Below are 20,719 nucleotides of genomic sequence, written 5' to 3' on the forward strand. Positions count from 1 at the left end.
GGTGTCAATTTCCTTCAATGCCATTGCGGCCGGTCGCCGTTTCGTTGCGCGAGATCGAGCTTCGCGAGCGCGATAAGCGTTTCCGCGCGGGTTTTCAGATCGATGGCTTCGATCAGCGCCTGCTTGTCGTTGGCGCCGAAGGGACACATCATCGCGAGCGCGTTGACGAGCGTTTCGGTCGGCGCCGCGTCTATGCTCGCCCAGTCGACTTCGAGTTTCGAACATTCGGCGAAGTTGCGCAACATTGACACCATGCTTTCGCGATCGACCGCGTCGGCGCCGGCGCCCGTCGTCAAATCCTCAAAGAATTCGTCATATGCGACCTGACACTGCCGGTATTGCGTTCGAACTTTAAGCTCCTCGAGAACGCGAAACCGCGCCACGCCGGTGAGGGTGACGAGATAGCGGCCGTCTCCGGTCTCGGCGAGGCGCGTGATCCGTCCGGCGCAGCCGACATCATAGAGCTGCATTGCTTCGCCGACGGTCTCGTCGCCCGGCAGCGGTTGGATCATGCCGATCAGGCGCGCGCCGGCGATCGCGTCGTCGACCATTGCGAGATAGCGCGGCTCAAAAACATTGAGCGGCAGTTCGCCGCGCGGCAACAATATGGCGCCCGAAAGTGGGAAGAGCGGCAGAACCCTCGGCAATTCGTCGATGTCGGCGTAGGGACGGTTCAGGCTCATATTGGCGAACGCCTCCCTAGGAGTAGAGCAACGTGGACAGCCGCCGCCGTGCGCTCACGGCCGCCTTATCCATCGGTCCCCACGCCTCAAAAAACTGAATGAGCTGCTTTCTTGCCCCATCGTCATTCCAACTACGGTCGCGGCGGATGATGTCAAGCAGCGCATCCGCCGCTTCCTCGCGCAGTCCTTTGGCGTTGAGCGCGAGCGCCAGATCGAAACAGGCCTGCATGTCGTTAGGATTGCCGTTGACGCGATTTCTCAGTTCGTCGAGTTCGCCGAGATCCTGGGCCTGTTGGGCGATCTGAAGCGCCGCCCCAGCCGCCGCGACGCCGCTGTCGCGGCGTATGGCGTCGGGAAGGGCCTCAAACAGCGCCCCGGCCTCATCGAAACGTCCTGAATCGATATAAAGACGCAGCAGGGCGGCGGCGGCATTGGCGTTGGGCGGTTCGCCGCCGGCGAGTTCGCTCAGCAGCGATTCCGCGCCGGCGAGATCGCCCTCCGCGACCATCGCCTGTGCCGCTTCGAGCGCATCGCCCTCGTCCTCGATCGGGCCGATCAGCCGCTCCAGAAAGCCCTTGATCTGACTTTCGGGCAGCGCGCCGACGAAACCATCGATCGGCCGTCCGCGCTGAAACGCAACGACGGCCGGAATCGACTTGACGCCAAGCTGATCGGCGATCAGCGGATCGGCGTCGATATTCATTTTAACAAGCGCGATCTTGCCGCCCGAGGCGGCCACCAGACGCTCGATGACGGGCGCGAGCTGGCGACAGGGGCCGCACCATGGCGCCCAAAAATCGACGAGCACGATCTGCCGCATCGAAGCGTCGAGAACGTCGGCGCGGAAACGATCCGTGGTCGTTTCGACCGGCGTCGTCGGCGCCTTAGCCATTCCCGCCGTCTCAACCATGCGCTTCTCCCCTAGTCGCCATCATCGGCCGTGTGATTTTGTGACGTCTTTGCAGCTTGGAGGCGGCTTAGCGCAACGCCCGGACGAAGGTCAGATAGACCGGATTGCGGCCTTCGGCCATGGCTTTGGCTTCATATTTGGTTCGGGTCCAGTCTGGCCACGGCGTTAGCCAGTCCTCCGCGCGCTGCGCGCGCCAGCGGAAGGCTGGGTGGGCGCGCAGCCGCGCCAAGGTCCAGGCGGCGTAATCGTCGATATCCGTCGCAAAGCGCAGCTCCGCGCCCGCATGCATCGCCCGCGCCAGACGGTCGAGATTTTCTCGCGCGACGAATCGCCTCTTGCGCTGGCGCCTCTTTGGCCAAGGATCTGGGTAAAACAGATACACGCGCGACAGGCTGTCTTCGGGCAGCCAGTCGAGCACTTCTGCGGCGTCGCCTTGATGCAGGCGGATATTCGTCAGTCCACGCTCGTCAATCCGGGCGAGGAGCTTCGCCACGCCGTTGAGGAAAGGTTCGCAGCCGATGAATTCAACCTCGGGGCTGTCGCTCGACGCCGCAATCAGATGCTCGCCGCCGCCAAAGCCGATCTCGAGGCGTCTTTCGCCGGCCGTTGGCTCCGGCGGTTGCGCAAGGTCGAGCGACAGACGCGGCAAGAGCTCGTCGATCAGAGCCGCCTGACGCTTTCGGAGCGCCTTGCCTTTCGAGCGGCCATAAAGACGGGCGTGAGCGCCGCGTTGCTGAGAGGTCTCGCTCATAAGCGCTAATTGGCCGCGATCATTTGGAACGTCGTCCAGTTTGTGGCGCTTGCGCCCGCGTCACAAACAGAGCCATCTCGCGACGGACAGAGCATTTCCCCGCTGCGGCGTTCGCCTTCAGAGCCGCTCGCCGAACCGGCCGAACTTACGCGAAATGCGACTTCAGCTGGTCGACGAGATCGGTCTTCTCCCAGGAAAAGCCGCCGTCCGCGTCAGGCGTCCGGCCGAAGTGACCGTAGGAGGAGGTGCGCGCATAGATCGGACGATTGAGCTGAAGATGCTCGCGAATCCCCCGCGGCGAGAGGCGAATGAGCTGGGGCAGCAGCTCTTCCACCTTCTCCTCGCACACATGGCCGGTGCCATGCAGATCGACATAGATCGAGAGCGGCTCGGCGACGCCGATCGCGTAGGACAGCTGCAGCGTGCAGCGGTCGGCGAGCCCGGCCGCGACGACGTTCTTGGCGAGATAGCGGGCGGCGTAAGCGGCCGAACGATCCACCTTGGTCGGATCCTTGCCGGAGAACGCGCCGCCGCCGTGCGGCGCAGCGCCGCCATAAGTGTCGACGATGATCTTGCGGCCGGTCAGCCCGGCGTCGCCGTCGGGGCCGCCAATGTAGAATTTACCAGTCGGGTTGACGTGCCAGACGGTCGTGTTGGTGATCCAGCCATCGGGCAGCGCGTTGCGAATATAGGGTTCGGCGATGCTGCGAATGTCGGCGGGCGACAGGGTCTCGTCGACGTGCTGATGCGACAGCACGATCTGCGTCGCCTCGACGGGCTTGCCGTCAGCGTAGCGAACCGTGACCTGGCTCTTGGCGTCGGGACCGAGGCCTTTTTCCTTGCCGCTATGGCGCGCTTGGGCGAGCAGCTCCAGAATCTTATGCGAATAATAGATCGGCGCCGGCATCAGTTCGGGCGTTTCGCGCACGGCGTAGCCGAACATGATGCCCTGGTCGCCCGCGCCTTCGTCCTTGTTGCCGGCGGCGTCCACGCCCTGCGCAATGTCGACGGACTGCTCGTGCAGCAGCACTTCCACATTCGCGGTGTTCCAGTGGAACCCACGCTGCTCGTAGCCGATGGCGCGAATCGCGCCGCGCGTGATCTCGATGATGCGATCGAAGGGAACATGCGGCCCGCGCACTTCTCCGGCGATGACGACGCGATTTGTCGTCGCGAGAGTCTCCGCCGCGACGCGAATGGCGTAGGGGTCGATGCCCGCCTTGGGGCCTTCACGGAAAAACTCGTCAACGATTTCATCTGAAATACGGTCGCAAACCTTGTCCGGATGGCCTTCGGAAACGGACTCGCTCGTGAAAAGATAATTTTTCCGGGTCACTTCCAAATCTCCGTTGGCTTTGAGGAAAAGTTGAATAACTGCGGAGCAGGGGGAGTCATCTGCCAGCGCCTGTTCGGTGCGTCAAGCCGAAAAGGCCAAATCGTTCGTTTTGGAGAACGACATTCTCTTATTCCCCTGGCGGCTCGGGCTGCTCTGCGAGCGTCGTCACCAGATCCAGCACGCGCTTGCGCACCTTGGGATCGCGGATGCGTGCGAAGGCGCGATTGAGATGCAGGCCTTCCGTCGTCGATAAAAAATCGACGACATATTGCGACGAGGACTCCTCCGCGAATCCGTCGGACGGCGCTGGCGCGCCGCTGGTCGGCGCGCCCTCGAAGAAAAAAGACGGCGGCACGTTCAGAGTCTTCGAAATCTGCTGCAGGCGGCTCGCGCCGATGCGATTGGCGCCCTTCTCGTATTTTTGAACTTGCTGAAAAGTGAGTCCGAGCGCGTCTCCAAGCTTCTCCTGACTCATTTTCATGAGAATTCGCTGCATGCGAACGCGGCTGCCGACGTGACGATCGATCGGGTCTGGCGCCTTCTTCAACGTTACCGCCTCCTGCACAGTTGTAGCCGAATTGTCGTCGGGCGCGCAAGCTACATCGCAGTTAGGTGCATGAATTTCAAGAAGATTTCAGTTAAGCGCGGAGGGGCGGCGATCTTCCCGGCCAGGACCGTCTACATTTCCCGGCCTGCCCGATAGCTGCGCGGCCCGTGGAACCGCAAAAAATGCAAGATTCAGGGAACGAGAAAGCGCTCGGCCAGCATGCAAGCGGCGTCCTTTCGTCGCGGGCGGATCATCGAGCGCCCGACGAAGCGGGAGCGACTTTATGGCCGGCGCCTGGCGACGCCGAACAAGGCCATGGCCGTCGCGAGGGCGAGGAGCGCTGGGAACGCCAGCGCGCCGTATGCGGCGAAGACGGTGGGCGCCGCCTCCCTCGGCAGACGCCCGTCGATGAGGCCTTCTTCGCCGAGCGGCAGCGACTGAAGGATGCGTCCATAGGCGTCGATGATCGCCGAAACGCCGGTATTGGCGACGCGGATCATTGGCAGCCCTTCTTCGATCGCGCGCAGGCGCGCCTGGGCCAGATGCTGATAGGGGCCGGTCGTGCGGCCGAACCATCCGTCATTGGTGACGTTGAGAAACAGCCGGGGGCGATCGGCGGCGTCGCGCTGGATCGTCTCGCCGGAAAAAATCGCTTCGTAGCAGATGAGCGGCGCAATTGGCGGCAGACCGGGCGCCGCAAGAAGGCGCGGACCCGCGCCGCGGTCCCATATGCCGGGAACGAGGTGATTGATTCCAAGCGGCCGCAGCAGATCCTCCAGCGGCAGATATTCTCCGAAGGGGACGAGATGAACCTTGTCGTAAAAGGCGACGATCGACTCTCCCTTTAGCGCCTCGATCGAATTGAAGATCTTGCCCGTCCGTCCGTCGCCATCGCTTTCGGCCCGCGCCGCGCCGGTCAAAAGAACGCCGCCCTTGAGCGCGCGGGCGATCGCCGCGAGCGCCTCCGGGTGGCGTGAAATGACATAAGGAAACGCCGATTCCGGCCAGACGAGATGGGTGATTTCGGCGAGCCCGGAGGGCCGCTCGTTCGTCGCGCGTTCCGAGAGGTCGAGATAGCGACGCAAGATTTTCGCGCCGTTCTCGGGGCGAAATTTCGCATCCTGAGGGAGATTGGGCTGCATCAGGCGCAACGCCACGCCGTCGACATATTCCGTCTTATTGGCGCCCAGCCGAAACACGCCATAGGCGAACATCAGCATGGCGAGCGCCGCTGCAGCGAACATTGTCCCGCCGATGCGGCGGGCGCCGCGCGGCGCGCGATCGATCAGCGTCGCAGGTGCGGCGAAAATCACGATCGCGATGATGTCGAGCCCGTGCAGGCCCACGAGAGAGGCCGTCTGCGCCATTGGCCCGGCGCTTGTGAGCGCCATGCCGAAATCGTTCCAGGGAAAGCCCGTGAACAGATGCCCGCGCAGCCACTCCGCGGCGCCCAGTCCCGCGGCCAGCGCGAAGACGCGGGCGCCGCCGGGCGACCACAAGAGGCGCGCGAGCGCGGAACCCGCGGCGGGAAAGAGCGCGAGAACCGCCGGCAACCCGAATACGGCGAGCGGCAGCGCCCAGGCGAATTGGTCGGCTTCGACGAGCATCGCGGCGCCCATCCACCAGAGGCCTGCGACGAAATAGCCGAAGCCCAGCCACCAGCCGGCGCCGGCCGCCGAGACGATCGGCGCAAGGGCGAAGCGCGGCGCATCCTCGCCGTCCGCCACGCCGTCGATGAGCCAGACGGCGACGGTCAGCGGCGCAAACATGGCCGGGATGAAATCAAAAGGCGCGAGGGCGAGAGCGCCGGCCGCGCCGGCGCAGAACGCGATCGCGCGGCGCGTCCAGCCGCGGGCGAGGACAATGCGCTGCAAAAGAGTCGGCGCCGACGCGCGCGCGCTGGCGATTTCGGCTATCTGCGCCATCGATCCTCGAACCGCCGCGAATCGGCAGGCCGACTTTACAGCGGATTTAGCAGACAAATTTATGCGCGAGCGAAGGATGTCTCACGCTGGCCGGCGCGACCGCACGCGCAGCTTGCCGACGCGGCGCGGATCGGCGTCGACGATCTCAAACTCGTGAGAGTCTACCGGCGTCGCGATGATTTCGCCGCGCATCGGGACGCGGCCGGCGAGCCACGCGACCAGACCGCCGAGCGTCGTCACCTCGGCGGGCGTATCTTCAAGTCTGAAGTCGACGCCGAGCCGCGCCGTCACTTCATCAAGATCGGCGCGCCCGTCGATGATGAAATCGCCGTTCTCAAGCTCGACGAAGCCCGACTCGTCGACGACGTCATGTTCGTCCTCGATGTCGCCGACGATCATCTCCATGATGTCCTCGATGGTGACGAGGCCGTCCGTGCCGCCATATTCGTCGATGACGAGCGCCAGATGCGTGCGCGTCGCCTGCATCCGGATCAAAAGATCCAGCGCCGGCATGGAGCGCGGCACGAAGAGCACCGGCTTGAGCAAATTCGCCTGCGACAGCGGCGTGTCGAAGTCGATCTTTTTTGGTTCGACGGTCGTAACGTCGGCGCCTTGGGGCCGATCGGCGCAGCACGCGATATGATTGACGAAATCGCGGATATGGATCATCCCGCGCGGATCGTCGAGCGTATCGGCGTAAACCGGCAGGCGCGAATGGGCGGCGGTGCGAAACAGCTCCAAGGCTTCGCGCAGCGGCGCATCCAGCGAGATGGCGACGATGTCGGCGCGGGGGATCATCGCGTCGTCGACGCGCATGTCGTGCAGGCCGAGGACGTTCTTCAAGAGCGCCCGCTCATGCGGGGTCACGTCGCCCGCAGATTCGTCAAGCCTCTCCTCAATGTCCTCGCGCACCGAGGCCGGCGAAAGACCGAGCAGCCCGCGCAGCCTGTCGACGAGGCTCAGGCGTGGTCCATCGCCAGTTCGTCTGAATGGAATTGGATCGTCGGCGTTATCGTATTGCGTCGACATGCGCTTTGTTCAATTCGCTCCGCCGGCCGGCCCGTCTGCATCATCCGCATAGGGGTCGGGAAATCCAAGCGCCGTCGCGATCTTACGCTCCAGCGCTTCCATCCGCTCGGCCTCGGCGGCGGTCTCGTGATCATATCCGATTAGATGCAGAAATCCATGCGCGATCATATGCGCCGTGTGGGCGCGCAAAAGCTTGCCCTGCTCCTCCGCCTCTCTGGCGACGGTTTCGAAGGCGACGATGACGTCGCCAAGCAGAGGCTTGCGCTCGAGCAGGCCAGGCGTCGGAAAAGACAGCACATTCGTGGGCTGATCCTTGCCGCGCCACTCGGCGTTGAGTTCCTGGATCGCCGCGTCGTCGCAAAATGTGACACTGATTTCACATTCCGGCGCGAGCGTGGCCTCGCTCGTTGCGAGACTCTGATGCACGCACTCTCTTGCCAAATCTTCCAAGTCGGCGATCCGCCGCCAGGCGGGCGCCGCGACATTCACGTCGATTTCCAAAGTCAGGGGTCCCCGCGCGTCTGCTTGTTGGCGCGCGCGGCGCGCTCATAGGCTCCAACGATTTGCCGAACAAGATCGTGACGCACCACGTCGCCTTCCGAAAATTTCACGCGGCCGACGACGTCGAGATTGGCGAGCAGGCTTACGGCTTCCGAGAGGCCGGATTTCTGCCCGGGAGGCAGATCGGTCTGCGATGGATCGCCGGTGACGATCATCCGCGAGCCTTCGCCGAGCCGGGTGAGAAACATCTTCATCTGCATCGAGCTGGCGTTCTGCGCCTCATCGAGCAGGATGCAGCTTCGCGTCAGCGTGCGGCCGCGCATGAACGCGAGCGGCGCGACTTCGATGAGTCCGGTCTGCATGCCGCGCTCGACCATCCTCGCGTCCATGAAATCATGCAGCGCGTCATAGATCGGGCGGAGATAGGGGTCCACCTTGTCGCGCATGTCGCCGGGCAAAAAGCCGAGACGCTCGCCGGCCTCGACGGCGGGACGGGACAGAATCAGCCGTTCGACCGCTCCTTGCTCCATTAGCTGCACGGCGTGGCCGACCGCGAGCCAGGTCTTACCCGTGCCCGCAGGACCTTCGGCAAAAACCAGCTCGTAGCGCTTGAGCGCCCGCAAATACTGGTCCTGCGCGGCGTTGCGCGCGCGCACCGACCCGCGCTTGCGGGTCAGGATCTGCTCGAAAGCGCCGCGTGACGGCTCCGAATCCGGAAACAGGCTGCGTTGGCGCGCTGATTCTTCTATGGCCCCGTCGACGTCGCCCAGCGTGATCGTCTGACCCATCGCGACGCGCTCATAAAGCGCCTCCAGCACGCGTCGCGCATGTTCGCAGGCCTCGGACTTGCCTTTGAGCGTGACGTGATTGCCATTGGCGAAGGAGGCGACCCGCAAGCGTCGTTCGATCTTGGCGAGATTCTGGTCGTAGAGGCCGAAAACGAGCGAGGCGTGACGGTTGTTTTCAAAGGCGAGCGTGATTTCCGCTTCAGGGTCAACAGGCTCCGGTCCCCGTGCGGCGAGCAACGGGTCGTCGATGGTCGTCAAGCCTTCGCCTCCTCGCTCATGAGCCGTCCGCTCAAGGAATTCGAGCCCGCCGCGATGATCTTCACTCTGACTTCGCGGCCAATGCACGCCATCGGGCCTTCAACATGCACAGCCTGCATATAGGGAGTCTTGCCCCCAATTTGCCCCTCGTGCCGACCGGCTTTTTCAAAGAGCACGTCGAGTTCTCGGCCGACCGTCGCCGCGTTGAAGCCTTGCCGCTGCTCTTCTAGCAAAACCTGTAGCGCCGCGAGGCGTTCGCTCTTGACGGTCTCGTCAATTTGATCGTCGCGGTCGGCGGCGGGCGTACCGGGCCGAGGCGAATATTTGAAAGAAAAGCTTGAAGCGAAGCCCACAGCGCGGGCGAGCGCCATCGTCGCCTCGAAATCGGCGTCGCTTTCGCCGGGAAAGCCGACGATGAAATCCGACGACATCGCGACGTCTGGCCGGGCCTTTCGAAGCTGCTCGACGATCGAAAGATATGCGTCTGCGCCGTGCTTGCGGTTCATGGATTTCAGAATGCGGTCCGAACCCGATTGAACCGGCAGATGCACATAGGGCATGAGCTTTGGATTTGAGCCATGCGCGTCAATAAGCTCTTGCGCCATGTCGACCGGATGACTTGTGGTGTAGCGCAGGCGCGCCAAGCCTTCGATCTGCGCCAGCCGATCGAGAAGCTGCGCAAGGCTTGCCTGCCGGCCGTCGCCATCAGCACCAAGATAAGCGTTGACGTTTTGGCCGATCAGCGTGATCTCGCGCACGCCGCCGTCGACGAGGCGCATGGTCTCGGCGATGATCTCGGCGACAGGACGCGATGCTTCGGCGCCGCGTGTATAGGGCACGACGCAAAACGAGCAGAACTTGTCGCACCCTTCCTGAACGGTGACGAAAGCCGAAACGCCGCGCGCGCGAATCTGTGCCCCACTGGGAGCGGGCAGGACGCGAAATTTGTCCTCCACGGCGAAATCCGTGTCCGAGACCCTTGCGCCGTCTTTAGCCTGGCGCAGCAGCTCCGGCAGTCGGTGATAGCTCTGCGGACCGACGACGATATCGACGGCGCGCTGGCGCTTGAGCACCTCTTCGCCTTCAGCCTGGGCGACGCAGCCGGCGACGACGATTTTCATGTCGCGGCCTTGCGCGTTCAGCGCGCGTTTGGCGATCGCAAGCTTGCCGAGTTCGGAATAGATTTTTTCCGCGGCCTTTTCCCGAATATGGCATGTGTTGAGAATGACGAGATCGGCGTCTTCTTCGCTCTGGGTCTCGGCGTAGCCCTCGCGGCTGAGCAGGTCAGCCATGCGCGTCGCGTCATAGACGTTCATCTGGCAGCCGTATGACTTGACCAGAACTTTGGAGAGTCGTGCCGCTTCGGACCGCTGAGGTTTGGATCGCGCCTCAATCAGTTCTTTGACGTCTGTGACTATTTTTCTGCTCCATCGCTCGCCCCGGCGACTCGGCGCGCCATCCGAGTGGACGCACTATACGACTTTTTTTGCGCCTTAGAGCAGGTTCCGAAAAAGTTGACAGACTTTTTCGATGAGAACCTGCTCCAACATTTTGATTTTGAGCGATTCCTTATCGATCACATGAGTCGATGTGCTCTGGAATGCTCTACCGCCGCAAGAGGCGACCTGCACTCATATTTTCTGAACTGGCCCGCCGTAGCGCAGGAGCAGCGCATCCGCCGTGAGCAGCGCGCCCGGGCGACTCATTATAGCCGTCCGCAAGCCGCGCTCGCTCAGATCTCCAGTCGCAGAGCGATCGCCGCGCGCCGTTCGCCGTTGGCGCGCTGATAGTAATTCTCCCGCCTGCCGATTTCTTTGAAGCCCTCGCGTGCGTAGAGCTTCAGCGCGGCCTCATTGTCATCGGCCACCTCCAGAAAGACGAGCCGGGCGCCGCCGCGCTCCAGATGTTCGAGATGTTTTTCCAGAATGCGCCGGCCCAGACCCGCGCCGCGTCTGCTGGGATCGACGGCGAAAGTGAGGACTTCGGCGTCGGGCGGCGTCAGCCGCGAAAGGATGAACCCCCCAAGCTCGCCTTTCCGGCCCTCGGGGACCGCCCCATCGGCGATGATGTGGGCGTCCGTCAAATAATTTTCAAAGTCGATTTTCGACCAGCCAAAAGCGAAGGACGCCCCATGCAGACGTTCGCAGTCATCGGCGCGCTCCGCCCCGATGGGTTCGATGACGAATGTCGGCTTGGCGAAGAAGGACGAAAGCAGCGTCATGGCGCAAAGCTCACGCCTGCGCCGCAGCGGCGGCGCGCGCTGCCGCATCGCCCAAGTCCACGGCGCCCTTTGGGGCGTTGGGCCGCGCAGCCGGCATCGTGACGTCGGGCTCTTTAAGATAAAGCGGCCGGGCCGGCGCAGTATCAGGCTGCGCGGCAAGGCCCAGACGCGCCACGAGGGCGATATCGGGGGCAGGCCGCTCGCTCGCGATCCTGACCGGTACGCCGCGGGCGCGCGCCTCTTTCGCAAGCAGCGGCGCGCCAGAACCGGTCAGAAGCAGCGGGCCGGTCCCGAGCGCGCGAAGCGCTTCATGCGGGTTGATGCGGCGCGGCGAGAGGAGCGGGCGCCCGTCCGGGCCGAAGGCGGCGATGTAGACCTTGTCATGGCGGGCGTCGATCGCGGCCGCGACCACGCCGTCGAAGGGATCAATGATCAGCGGCGCCGCAAGCGCGGCGAGCGTCGAAACGCCGACAATCTCTGTCTTACAGGCGAGCGCGATCGCCTGACCGGCGGCGAGGCCGATGCGAATGCCGGTGAAAGAGCCTGGTCCGACCGTCACCGCCACCCGGTCGAGCGAGGCGAAACCGCCTTCGACTTTGCTCATGACGCGTTTGATCAGCGGCAGCAGCGCCTCGGCGTGCCCCCGCTCCATCTCAATCGACTCGGCGGCGATCGGCGCCGCCGCGTCATGGTCCAGCACGCAAGCCGAGACGGCTGGCAGAGCGGTGTCAATCGCAAGGATTCGCATGATTCGTCGATTATGACGGTTTTCGGAGCGCGATCAACGTCGACTCCGGATACGCCGCCCCTACGCCGGCTCGACCGCCTTCACCTGCGGCAGGAAATGCTTGAGCAGGTTCTCGATGCCATGCCGCAACGTCGCGGTGGATGACGGGCATCCAGAGCAAGCGCCCTTCATGGCGAGATAGACGACGCCGTCTTTGAAGCCCCGGAAGACGATGTCGCCGCCGTCGCCGGCGACCGCCGGCCGCACGCGCGTCTCGATCAACTCCTTGATCGTGGCGACCGTCTCGGCGTCGCCGGAGTCATAGAACTCCCCGTCGGGCTGCGCTGGCGCCGCGCCTTCCGTCAGGAGCGGCGCGCCGGAGGCGAAATGCTCCATGATCGTGCCAAGAATCGCGGGCTTTAGGTGCGGCCATTCGGCGCCGTTCTTCGTCACCGAGACGAAATCCGCGCCATACATCACCGCCTCGACGCCGTCGATGGAGAGCAGCGCCTCGGCGAGCGGCGCGTGGATGGCGTCGTCACGCGAGCGAAATTCCATGGCGCCTTGGCCCAGAACATCCTGGCCGGGCAGAAACTTGAGCGTTGCGGGATTGGGGGTAGCTTCAGTCTGGATGAACATCGGGAGACTCCTGCGTCCGGTTCAAGGCCGGCCGGAAGTGCGCGAATATCACAGATTGGGCGCTCTGTGACATCTCGACATGATTACTTAAGCGCTTCGCCGCAGTCTTGCGAGGCTCTTCGCCGCGAGCGCCAGCGCTTGAGCGCGACCCCCGCCCACACCGCTTCGACCAGGCCGAAGGGCCAAGCGCCTTGAAGGAACCCGTAGACGGACCCCAAAGCGCAGGCGGCGGCGAATCCCAGCACGAACCACTGGCTGCGTTCCTCCATTGAATAAGTCAGGAGCATTGCGCTCACCGCGAAAAGCCCGAACCAGGTCAGCGCATCCATCGAACAATTTCTCTCGCGCCGTCCTGCTCTGGGCCCCGTCTTGCATTTGCCATGCCCAATCGAATCTCGCAGTGTCCCCCGATGGATGAAATCTCGCTGCTCGACGCCAACGCTGCTTATTACCGGGCGTTCGCCGCACGTGACCTTGGCGCTTTGAATGATCTTTGGGCGGAGGAGGGCTGTTCCTGCGTTCACCCAGGATGGCCGGCGCTCGTCGGGCGCATGCCGGTGCTCGCCTCCTACCGCGATATTTTTCGTAACCCGGCGCAGGAAGCGGTCACGACGCGAGATCCGAAGACGCTCATCGAGGGCGATGACGGGCGGGTCTTTTGCATCGAGGAGGTCGGCGGCGGCCTGCTGCTCGCGACCAATTGGTTTCGCTGGAACGGGGATCGCTGGCGGCTCGTCCACCATCAGGCGAGCCCGCTCGCGCCGCCGCCCACGCGGCGGGAAGCCAAGCGGTCGCTCCACTAGGACGGTCGCCTCGTCACAGGTGGCGCGGCTCAGGAGTCCGCGCCTTCCGCCTCCTTGCGCCGCCACGGCTTCTTGGACTCTCGGCGCGGGCCTTCCACCAGCCGCACGACCATGCCCCACAGCGTGCGCACGTCCTGCTGGGTAAGGCCCATGCGGTGGAACATGTTGCGCAGATTGCGCGACATGACGGGTTTTTTCGTCAGCGGACGAAAGAAACCGCGCTTGTCGAGTTCGCCTTCGAGAAAATCGAAGAAGGCGAGGGTCATCTCGCGCGCCGCCGGGGGCGAGCGCTCTTCGATCTCAAAGGGAATGGCGTCGCCATGCGCGGCGCGAAACCATTCATAGCCGGTGAGCAGCACCGCCTGCGCGAGATTGAGCGAGGCGTAGGCGGGATTGACCGGAAAGGTGAGGATGGCGTCGGCGAGCGCGACATCGTCATTGTCGAGGCCGGTGCGCTCCGGCCCGAATAGCACGCCATGTTTCTCGCCCGCCGTCACGTGCGCCGCCGTGCTTGGCATGGCCTGGGCCGGCGTCAGCACCGGCTTCATCTGGCCGCGTCCGCGCGCCGTGGCGGCGTAGACGAAGGAGAGATCCTCGATCGCGTCGCGAACGCTCTCGTAAAGCTTCGCGCTTTCGAGGAGATGCACGGCGCCGGCGGCGGCCGCATAGGCGCCCTTGCGATAGGCGCCGGTGCGCGGCCAGCCTTCACGCGGCGAGACGAGGCGCAAATCGGAGAGGCCGAAGTTGGCCATGGCGCGGGCGCACATGCCGATGTTGACGGCGAGCTGCGGACGTACGAGCACAATCGCCGGTCCCCCGGAAAGGTCCGTCTTGCTGCGATCCGTTCCCGCCCCGACCAATTCGCCTCCTCGCCCCAAAGCGGCCGGCAAATTAGGTCGGAAAGCGCGCGGGGGGAAGGGCGGCTTCGCCGCTTCGCCGCAGGCCCCTGGATTGCTACCCAAAACCTTTAGCCGACGCTATAAGGCGCGCGGCACAGAGGAGCGGATGCATGCGGAAGATCAAGGTTGCGAATCCTGTCGTCGAACTCGACGGCGACGAAATGACCCGCATCATCTGGGCCGCCATCAAAGAAAAGCTCATTCGGCCCTATCTCGACGTCGATCTCCTTTATTACGATCTCTCGATTCAAAATCGCGACGCCACGAACGATCAGGTGACGGTCGACGCGGCCTACGCCATCAAGGAGCATGGCGTCGGGGTGAAATGCGCGACGATCACGCCCGATGAGGCGCGCGTGAAGGAATTCCAGCTCAAGGAGATGTGGAAATCGCCGAACGGCACGATCCGCAACATTTTGGGCGGCGTCATCTTCCGCGAGCCGATCATCTGCAGGAACGTGCCGCGATTGGTGCCGGGATGGACGCAGCCGATCATCGTCGGGCGCCATGCATTCGGCGATCAATATAAGGCCACTGACTTCAAAGTGCCGGGCAAAGGCCGTCTGACGATCAAATTCGAAGGCGTCGACGGCGACGTCATCGAGAAGGAAGTCTTCAACTTTCCTGGCTCCGGCGTCGCGCTGGCGATGTACAATCTTGACGAGTCGATCAGCGAGTTCGCGCGCGCCACGTTCAACTACGGGCTCACGCGCAGATATCCGGTCTATCTCTCGACCAAGAACACGATTCTGAAGGCCTATGACGGCCGATTCAAAGATCTGTTCCAGGAGATTTACGACGCCGAGTTCAAATCGAAATTCCAGGCGCTTGGCCTCACCTACGAGCATCGTCTGATCGACGATATGGTCGCCTCGGCGCTCAAATGGTCGGGGGGCTACATCTGGGCGTGCAAGAATTACGACGGCGACGTTCAATCCGACACGGTGGCGCAGGGCTTCGGTTCGCTCGGCCTGATGACGAGCGTGCTCATGACGCCCGACGGCAAGACCGTCGAGGCCGAAGCCGCTCACGGCACGGTGACGCGCCATTATCGCGAGCATCAGAAGGGCCACGAGACCTCGACGAATTCGATCGCTTCGATTTTTGCCTGGACGCGCGCGCTCGCGCATCGCGGCAAGCTCGATGGGAACGAGGATCTGGTCCGTTTTGCCCGCACCCTCGAAGAAGTGTGCGTCGCGACCGTCGAGTCGGGCTTCATGACCAAGGATCTGGCCTTGCTTGTCGGCTGCAATCAGAAATGGCTGTCGACGACAGGGTTCCTGGACAAGATCGACGAAAATCTGCGCAGAGCCATGGAGTGAGCGGCGGCGCGGGGAATGATTGTATGTGGCGCCCGTCGCGGCTATATAGGCGTCGCCTATAGGCCAATTAAGGATTCGCGAGATGGCGGTGGATCTGGAAGAAACGTATAAGCCTTCCGAAGACGAACCCTTCATGTGCGATCGGCAGCGCGAATATTTCCGGCGCAAACTGCTGGCTTGGAAGGAGGACATTCTGCAAGAGAGTCGCGAAACGCTCGCCACTTTGCAGAGTGAAAACGAAAACCATCCTGATCTTGCAGATCGCGCGTCGTCCGAAACCGATCGCGCCATCGAACTGCGCGCGCGCGACCGGCAACGCAAGCTCATCGCTAAAATCGACGCGGCGCTGACGCGCCTCGACGACGGCAGTTACGGCTATTGCGAGGAAACGGGGGAGCCGATCTCCCTCAAGCGCCTCGACGCCCGTCCGATCGCGACACTGTCGATCGAGGCGCAGGAGCGTCACGAACGGCGCGAAAAAGTCTATCGAGACGATTAAGTCCGAAACCTTCGGGGGAAAAGTGAAGGGCGTCGCCGCTGGCGACGCCCTTTTTCATTCCTTCTGATCCGAGCGGCCGAGCAGCCGCGCCATCTCCGCCTCAAGCGAGTCCAGCGGATCCACGTCGGCCGGAGCCGCCGGCGGCGGGGGAGGCGGCGGCGCCGCAGGCTTGGGCGGCGGCGGGGGCGCAGGCGGAGGCGCTGCAGGTCTCGCGGCGGCCGGCGGCGGAGCGGGAGGCGGCGGTGGCGCTGCAGGCCTTGGCGCCGGCGGGGGTTCTGCCGGCCTCGGAGGAGCTGCGGGCGGCGGAGGCGGCGGCGCTGGGGCCGCTGCTTCAGGCGCCGGCGCGGGCTTGGGCGCCAGCCGCTGCTGAGCGCGCGCAAGGAAAGGCGGCGTCGGCGAGCGGGGCGGAGCCGGGCGCTGCGGCTGGGCGGCCGGACTTGAAACTCTTGGTCCGGCCGGCGGAGGAGGCGGCGGCGCAGCAGGCCGCGTGGGCGCCGGCGCGAAGAGGTCGGGCGGCAGATTGACGGCGCCCGCCGCTGCGGGTTTCGGCAGCGGCGCTTCTAGCTCTCGAGGCGGAGCCGAAGGCTCGGCAGGCCAGTTGGCCGCGGCCGGCGCTCCGGGGCGCTGCTCGGGTCCGCGGCTGACCGCGCCTTCGAGCCGGTTGATCGTCGCTTCGACGAGGATGTCGTTGGGGCCGCCGATCAGGAGCAGATGTTCGATATTGTCGCGCCGCACAATGACGAGCTGGCGCTCGCGGTCGAGGTCATAGACATCGACGACGTCCAGCCGGCGCGCGCGATTGCGGCCTCCGGGCGAACGGAGGCGGCGTCCGAACAACAGACGGAAAATATAGAGCAGCAGCACCGCAGCGACGAGGAACGCAACGAGCGCCGCGAGCGCCGGCAGCAGTTGAGTGAATTTATCGGGCATGAACGGCTAGTCTCTCGTTCGAACGCGCGTGAACCTTGCCAAATTAACAGCTTTCATGGCAAGCGCCGAAAAAAGGTTAATGAATGGTTAATGTTTGATGAATCAGTGCCCTTCCGACGTCCGGCGTTGCTATTATTGGCGTTCACAGCCATTGTTTTAGATGATTCTGTAAGCGTCGGCAGAGTAATAATCGGCGCGCCGGCGTCAGCATGGCCGTCGCGATCGGCGATATATGACGCGGGTGGTTAAGAAATGAGCGACAGGACCGAAGCGGCCGCCTTGGGACGCAGCGAGCGGCCCGCGAACGTGGGATTGACGCTCGCCCTGGTCATCGCGTTGGTCGCAGGCGTCGCCGCCTATTACCTGACGCCTTCGGACCTCGCGCCGCGAGTCACCATTTTGGCGCTCGCTGTTTTCGGCGTCGCCGGAATCTTTTTTCTCTTCGCCTATGCGGTCGGATTGATTCACTTCTCCGGCCGAGTCGCGGGCAACGACGTCACGAAACTCATCGCCGACACATCCGGCGAAGGGCTGCTCGTCACCAGAGGCGATGCGCGCATCGTCTACGCCAACGAAGCCTATACGGCGATGTGCGACGCGAAGGACGCTTCCGGCGTTCAGCTGGTCGAGCGGCTGTTCTCAGGGCCGCCCGAGGTCTCGGAGGCGATCTATAGACTGGTCCAGGCGGCGCGCGGCGGCGTTTCGCATAGCGAAGATCTGCGGCTTTCGCCGCCGCTGTCGGGGCAGGGCGCAGTCGGCTGGTACCGAATCCGCGTTCGGCCGCTGCCGACGACGTCGGGCGGGCGCTTATGTCTATGGGCGGTGGCCGACGTGACGGCCGATCGACAGCGGCAGGAGAACGTCTTCCAGGAGCTCCAGCACGCGATCGATTTTCTTGATCACGCGCCGGCCGGTTTTTTTTCCGCGAGTCCGGACGGCGCCGTCTCTTATATGAACAAAACGCTCGCCGGATGGCTGGGCTACGATCTCACGCAGGTCGGATCTGGCGGCGCGACGCTGTCCTCCATCGTCGCCCATAGCGGCGCGGCGCTTCTCGCCGCGATGTCGGGCGCGCCGGGCGACGTGCGCACCGAGCAGATCGATCTCGACCTGCGATGCCGCAACGGCAAGTCGCTGCCTGTCAGGCTGCTGCACCAGGTCGCTTTCGGCCAGGACGGCGAATCCGGCCCCTCGCGCACCCTGGTGCTCAACCGCGCCTCTGGCGAACAGCCGGAAGAGAATTTGCGCGCGGCCGAGGTGCGTTTCGCGCGCTTCTTCAACTCGACGCCGATGGCGATGGCGACGCTGGACGGCGAGGGCCGCGTGCTAACGTCGAACGCGGCCTTCGCGAAATTGCTGCCGCAGGCGCTGAAGTCGGGCCAGGGACAAGCCGCGGCGCCATGGTCGGTGCTGACGGGGCTCGGCGAACGCGACGGCGCCGCCCTGCGCGCCGCGATCGAAGACGCGATCGAAGGCAAAGGCGAAGTGCGCCCGATCAATGTCGTGTTCGAGGAAGACGCCGCCGGCGCGGCGACGCGTTCGGCGCGGTTCTTCGTCTCTTCCGCCGAGGACGCCGGCAAGAAGGGCGCGATGGTCTATGCGCTCGACACGACCGAGCAGCGCAAGCTGCAGGAGGAGTTCGCGCAGTCACAGAAGATGAATGCGGTCGGACAGCTCGCCGGCGGCATCGCGCATGACTTCAACAATATGCTGACGGCGATCATCGGCTATTCGGATCTGCTGCTCTCCAGCCACCGGCCGACCGACCCCGCCTTCCGCGACATTCGCCAGATCAAGGAAACCGCCAATCGCGCGGCAGGGCTGACGCGGCAGCTGCTCGCCTTCTCTCGGCGGCAGACGCTGCGTCCGCAAGTCCTGCAGCTCGGCGACGCGCTCTCCGAAGTGCAGAATCTGCTGCGCCGCGTCGTCGGCGAAAAGAACGAGCTCGAACTGCGTCTTGGCCGCGATCTCTGGTTCGTAAAGGCCGACATCACCCAGTTCGAACAGGTGATCATCAATCTCGTCGTCAACGCGCGCGACGCCATGCTGGAGTCAGGCGGACGGGTGCAGATCCGCACGCGCAATGTCGCCGCTTCGGAATGCGCCGCCTTCAATGAGGCGGCGCTGCCCGCGGCGGATTATGTGCTGGTCGAGGTCGAGGACTCGGGCAGCGGCATTCCCGCCGATGTGAAAGAAAAGATCTTCGAACCCTTCTTCACGACGAAGGAGGTCGGCAAAGGCACGGGCCTTGGGCTTTCGACGGTGTTCGGCATCGTCAAGCAGTCGGGCGGCTTCATCTCCGTCGACAGCGAGATCGGGCGGGGCACGGTTTTCCGCATTTTCCTGCCGCGCTACGTGCCGGAGGAGAAGGAGACGTCGCAGAAGGCCGATACGCCCAAGGTCGCTGCGGACTATACAGGACAGGGCGTGGTTCTCCTCGTCGAAGACGAGGATTCGGTGCGCTCGATCGGCGCACGCGCCTTAAGTTCGCGCGGCTTCACGGTGCTCGAAGCCGCGACGGGCATGGAGGCGCTCGAGGTCGTCGAGCGCGTCGACGGCAAGATCGATCTCATCGTCTCCGACGTGGTGATGCCGGAGATGGACGGCCCCGCGATGTTCGCCGAACTGCGCAAGCGCGGCGTCGCGGCGAAGGTGATCTTCGTTTCCGGCTATGCCGAAGAGGCCTTCGCCAAAAACCTTCCCGAGGGCGATTTTGGTTTTCTGGCGAAGCCGTTCTCGATCAAACAGCTGATCGAGACGGTCAAGGCGCATATGCCCTGAGCGGCGGAGAACTCGGAGAACTAAAGCGAGGGGATGAGGTTCACAACGCCGGCGCGACGACCCGCATGCGGCGCTTGATCCCGTCAGGTCCGATGACTTCGCGATAGGTTTCCGGCGCAGCGGCCGCGCCGTCATCGGCGCTGGGCTGCGCCTGCGCCGCGGGTTCTGGCGTCTTCGTCGGCTCTGGCGTCGCTGCGGCGCCTTTCGCTTTCCGACCGCGCGCAACGCCGGGCGGCAGCGCGCGCGACAATTGCTCGGCCTGCTCCGCGGTGACGACCTGATCCTTCGCATGGCGCTCGGCGATGAGTCGCTCGGCTTCGACGAGCGCCTCGGCCCACGACTGCCCCGGCGGCTTGCAGCCGCAGGACGGATCATAGGTCGTCTCGAATTTATGCGCGTTGGGATGGTCGGAATAAGCCTCGCCGTCGATCGAAAGGGCCGAACTGAGCACCTTCGATTGCGACGCCGTATAGAGTTTCACCTCGGCGTTGGGACACAGCGCTCGGCACATCGTCGCGAGATCGTCGAGATTGGAGCTGCGCGCCGAATAGGTGATGGGGAAAAACCCGCCGTCGCAGGTGCGCACGCAGATCGCCATTGGACCCCCGCGCGGCTTCCCGTCTGAAGGCTCCTCCTCCAGTTCCGCATCCGGAACGACGGGCATGCCGCGCGCGCCCGGGCTTTCATCGGGCGCGACGCCAAACAGCTCTTCAAAGAAATTGCGCGGTCGTGCAACGCGCGCTTGCGCCGCCTGCGGATTGCGGCATTCAGCCTCGTAGCGGGCGGCAAGCGCCTGACGCTGGCCGCCCTCGTCGGCGCTCGCCCGATCATAGGCGGCGACGGCGCCAGAGAGTTGGTTGAGCTGGGCGTTGATTGGTCCGCACTGAGGCGGCGGCGGATCGCCGAAGAACAGGAATTGTCCACGGTCGCAGCCGAGCGCGCGAGCGCGCGCCGCGACGCGGGCGTATTCTCCGCGCTGCTTGGCGGCCGCGGCCTGATACCTCCCCGCGCTGCCGCCGGCGCTGGCGCGGGCGATCTGCGCGCGCAACTCCGTACAGTAGGGACTTTCCCCTGCTGCCGGCGAAACGGCGAGGAGGCCGAACGCGACGCCGGCGGCGACCGCCAGTTTCGTCCGCCTGAAGGCGCATTTCGTCAAAAAGGGCTTTATGG

21 protein-coding genes are annotated in these 20,719 nt (G+C 64.2%); 4 read left to right on the forward strand and 17 right to left on the reverse strand.

From position 1 onward, the window contains the following. Positions 1-14: 14 nt before the first annotated feature. From ACPS74_RS16960 to ACPS74_RS17025, 14 genes are all read right to left on the reverse strand, one after another. A complete protein-coding gene (locus tag ACPS74_RS16960; protein ID WP_029649514.1) occupies positions 15-683 on the reverse strand; it encodes an LON peptidase substrate-binding domain-containing protein in 669 nt (222 codons plus the stop codon). Between the two features lie 16 nt (positions 684-699). After that, positions 700-1,593: a thioredoxin family protein gene (locus ACPS74_RS16965; protein WP_051381732.1), complete on the reverse strand. Its 894-nt coding sequence runs from the start codon at positions 1,591-1,593 to the stop codon at positions 700-702. A 67-nt stretch (positions 1,594-1,660) separates the two neighbouring features. Next, complete coding sequence (gene trmB, locus ACPS74_RS16970) at positions 1,661-2,344, reverse strand: tRNA (guanosine(46)-N7)-methyltransferase TrmB (RefSeq protein WP_029649511.1); 684 nt, start codon at positions 2,342-2,344, stop codon at positions 1,661-1,663. 145 nt (positions 2,345-2,489) lie between these two features. After that, positions 2,490-3,680, reverse strand: coding sequence for a methionine adenosyltransferase (gene metK, locus ACPS74_RS16975; RefSeq protein ID WP_029649510.1), 1,191 nt, complete (start codon positions 3,678-3,680; stop codon positions 2,490-2,492). Positions 3,681-3,807: 127 nt separating this feature from the next. Continuing rightward, entirely contained in the window at positions 3,808-4,227 is a 420-nt protein-coding gene (locus tag ACPS74_RS16980) for a helix-turn-helix domain-containing protein (protein WP_036241644.1), read from the reverse strand. 281 nt (positions 4,228-4,508) lie between these two features. Beyond that, complete coding sequence (gene lnt, locus ACPS74_RS16985) at positions 4,509-6,152, reverse strand: apolipoprotein N-acyltransferase (protein WP_029649508.1); 1,644 nt, start codon at positions 6,150-6,152, stop codon at positions 4,509-4,511. 81 nt (positions 6,153-6,233) lie between these two features. Next, positions 6,234-7,181, reverse strand: a complete 948-nt coding sequence (locus tag ACPS74_RS16990; protein WP_029649507.1) for a hemolysin family protein — start codon at positions 7,179-7,181, stop codon at positions 6,234-6,236. A gap of 9 nt (positions 7,182-7,190) precedes the next feature. Beyond that, positions 7,191-7,682 (reverse strand): rRNA maturation RNase YbeY, encoded by a 492-nt coding sequence (ybeY, locus tag ACPS74_RS16995; protein WP_029649506.1) that lies wholly within the window; start codon positions 7,680-7,682, stop codon positions 7,191-7,193. A 2-nt stretch (positions 7,683-7,684) separates the two neighbouring features. Further along, a complete protein-coding gene (locus tag ACPS74_RS17000) occupies positions 7,685-8,728 on the reverse strand; it encodes a PhoH family protein (protein ID WP_029649505.1) in 1,044 nt (347 codons plus the stop codon). Continuing rightward, positions 8,725-10,044 carry a tRNA (N6-isopentenyl adenosine(37)-C2)-methylthiotransferase MiaB gene (miaB, locus tag ACPS74_RS17005; protein WP_029649504.1) on the reverse strand — a complete coding sequence of 440 codons (1,320 nt, stop codon included), beginning with the start codon at positions 10,042-10,044 and terminating at the stop codon, positions 8,725-8,727. The genes ACPS74_RS17000 and miaB overlap by 4 nt, the downstream gene beginning before the upstream one ends. Positions 10,045-10,460: 416 nt before the next feature. Beyond that, entirely contained in the window at positions 10,461-10,949 is a 489-nt protein-coding gene (locus ACPS74_RS17010) for a GNAT family N-acetyltransferase (RefSeq protein ID WP_026222884.1), read from the reverse strand. A gap of 10 nt (positions 10,950-10,959) precedes the next feature. Continuing rightward, positions 10,960-11,697, reverse strand: coding sequence for a tRNA (adenosine(37)-N6)-threonylcarbamoyltransferase complex dimerization subunit type 1 TsaB (gene tsaB, locus ACPS74_RS17015; RefSeq protein ID WP_029651979.1), 738 nt, complete (start codon positions 11,695-11,697; stop codon positions 10,960-10,962). A 60-nt stretch (positions 11,698-11,757) separates the two neighbouring features. Continuing rightward, positions 11,758-12,315, reverse strand: coding sequence for a NifU family protein (locus tag ACPS74_RS17020; protein ID WP_029651980.1), 558 nt, complete (start codon positions 12,313-12,315; stop codon positions 11,758-11,760). 83 nt (positions 12,316-12,398) lie between these two features. Continuing rightward, on the reverse strand, positions 12,399-12,644 hold the full coding sequence (locus tag ACPS74_RS17025) for a hypothetical protein (RefSeq protein WP_029651981.1): 246 nt from the start codon (positions 12,642-12,644) through the stop codon (positions 12,399-12,401). Positions 12,645-12,725: 81 nt separating this feature from the next. Here ACPS74_RS17025 and ACPS74_RS17030 point away from each other — a divergent pair, with 81 nt between their 5' ends. Then, positions 12,726-13,118, forward strand: a complete 393-nt coding sequence (locus tag ACPS74_RS17030) for a nuclear transport factor 2 family protein (RefSeq protein WP_029651982.1) — start codon at positions 12,726-12,728, stop codon at positions 13,116-13,118. 29 nt (positions 13,119-13,147) lie between these two features. Here the strand turns inward: ACPS74_RS17030 and ACPS74_RS17035 are convergent, their stop codons facing one another. After that, on the reverse strand, positions 13,148-13,978 hold the full coding sequence (locus ACPS74_RS17035) for an RNA methyltransferase (RefSeq protein ID WP_029651983.1): 831 nt from the start codon (positions 13,976-13,978) through the stop codon (positions 13,148-13,150). Between the two features lie 149 nt (positions 13,979-14,127). On the opposite strand from ACPS74_RS17035, the gene ACPS74_RS17040 reads away from it, so the two are divergent. Together ACPS74_RS17040 and dksA are read left to right on the forward strand one after the other, a co-directional pair. Further along, on the forward strand, positions 14,128-15,339 hold the full coding sequence (locus tag ACPS74_RS17040; protein ID WP_029651984.1) for an NADP-dependent isocitrate dehydrogenase: 1,212 nt from the start codon (positions 14,128-14,130) through the stop codon (positions 15,337-15,339). An 82-nt stretch (positions 15,340-15,421) separates the two neighbouring features. Next, positions 15,422-15,838 carry an RNA polymerase-binding protein DksA gene (gene dksA / locus ACPS74_RS17045; protein ID WP_029651985.1) on the forward strand — a complete coding sequence of 139 codons (417 nt, stop codon included), beginning with the start codon at positions 15,422-15,424 and terminating at the stop codon, positions 15,836-15,838. A 54-nt stretch (positions 15,839-15,892) separates the two neighbouring features. Here dksA and ACPS74_RS17050 read toward each other — a convergent pair whose 3' ends face one another. After that, positions 15,893-16,768 carry a hypothetical protein gene (locus ACPS74_RS17050; protein ID WP_239754636.1) on the reverse strand — a complete coding sequence of 292 codons (876 nt, stop codon included), beginning with the start codon at positions 16,766-16,768 and terminating at the stop codon, positions 15,893-15,895. A gap of 252 nt (positions 16,769-17,020) precedes the next feature. Between ACPS74_RS17050 and cckA the strand changes: the two genes are divergently transcribed. After that, a complete protein-coding gene (cckA, locus tag ACPS74_RS17055) occupies positions 17,021-19,549 on the forward strand; it encodes a cell cycle histidine kinase CckA (protein ID WP_029648500.1) in 2,529 nt (842 codons plus the stop codon). Positions 19,550-19,589: 40 nt separating this feature from the next. On the opposite strand, the gene ACPS74_RS17060 is transcribed toward cckA, so the two are convergent. Beyond that, on the reverse strand, positions 19,590-20,705 hold the full coding sequence (locus tag ACPS74_RS17060; protein ID WP_239754634.1) for a DUF2865 domain-containing protein: 1,116 nt from the start codon (positions 20,703-20,705) through the stop codon (positions 19,590-19,592). Positions 20,706-20,719: the final 14 nt, after the last annotated feature.

This window comes from Methylocystis sp. SB2, assembly GCF_049817085.1.
Lineage (GTDB): Bacteria > Pseudomonadota > Alphaproteobacteria > Rhizobiales > Beijerinckiaceae > Methylocystis > Methylocystis rosea.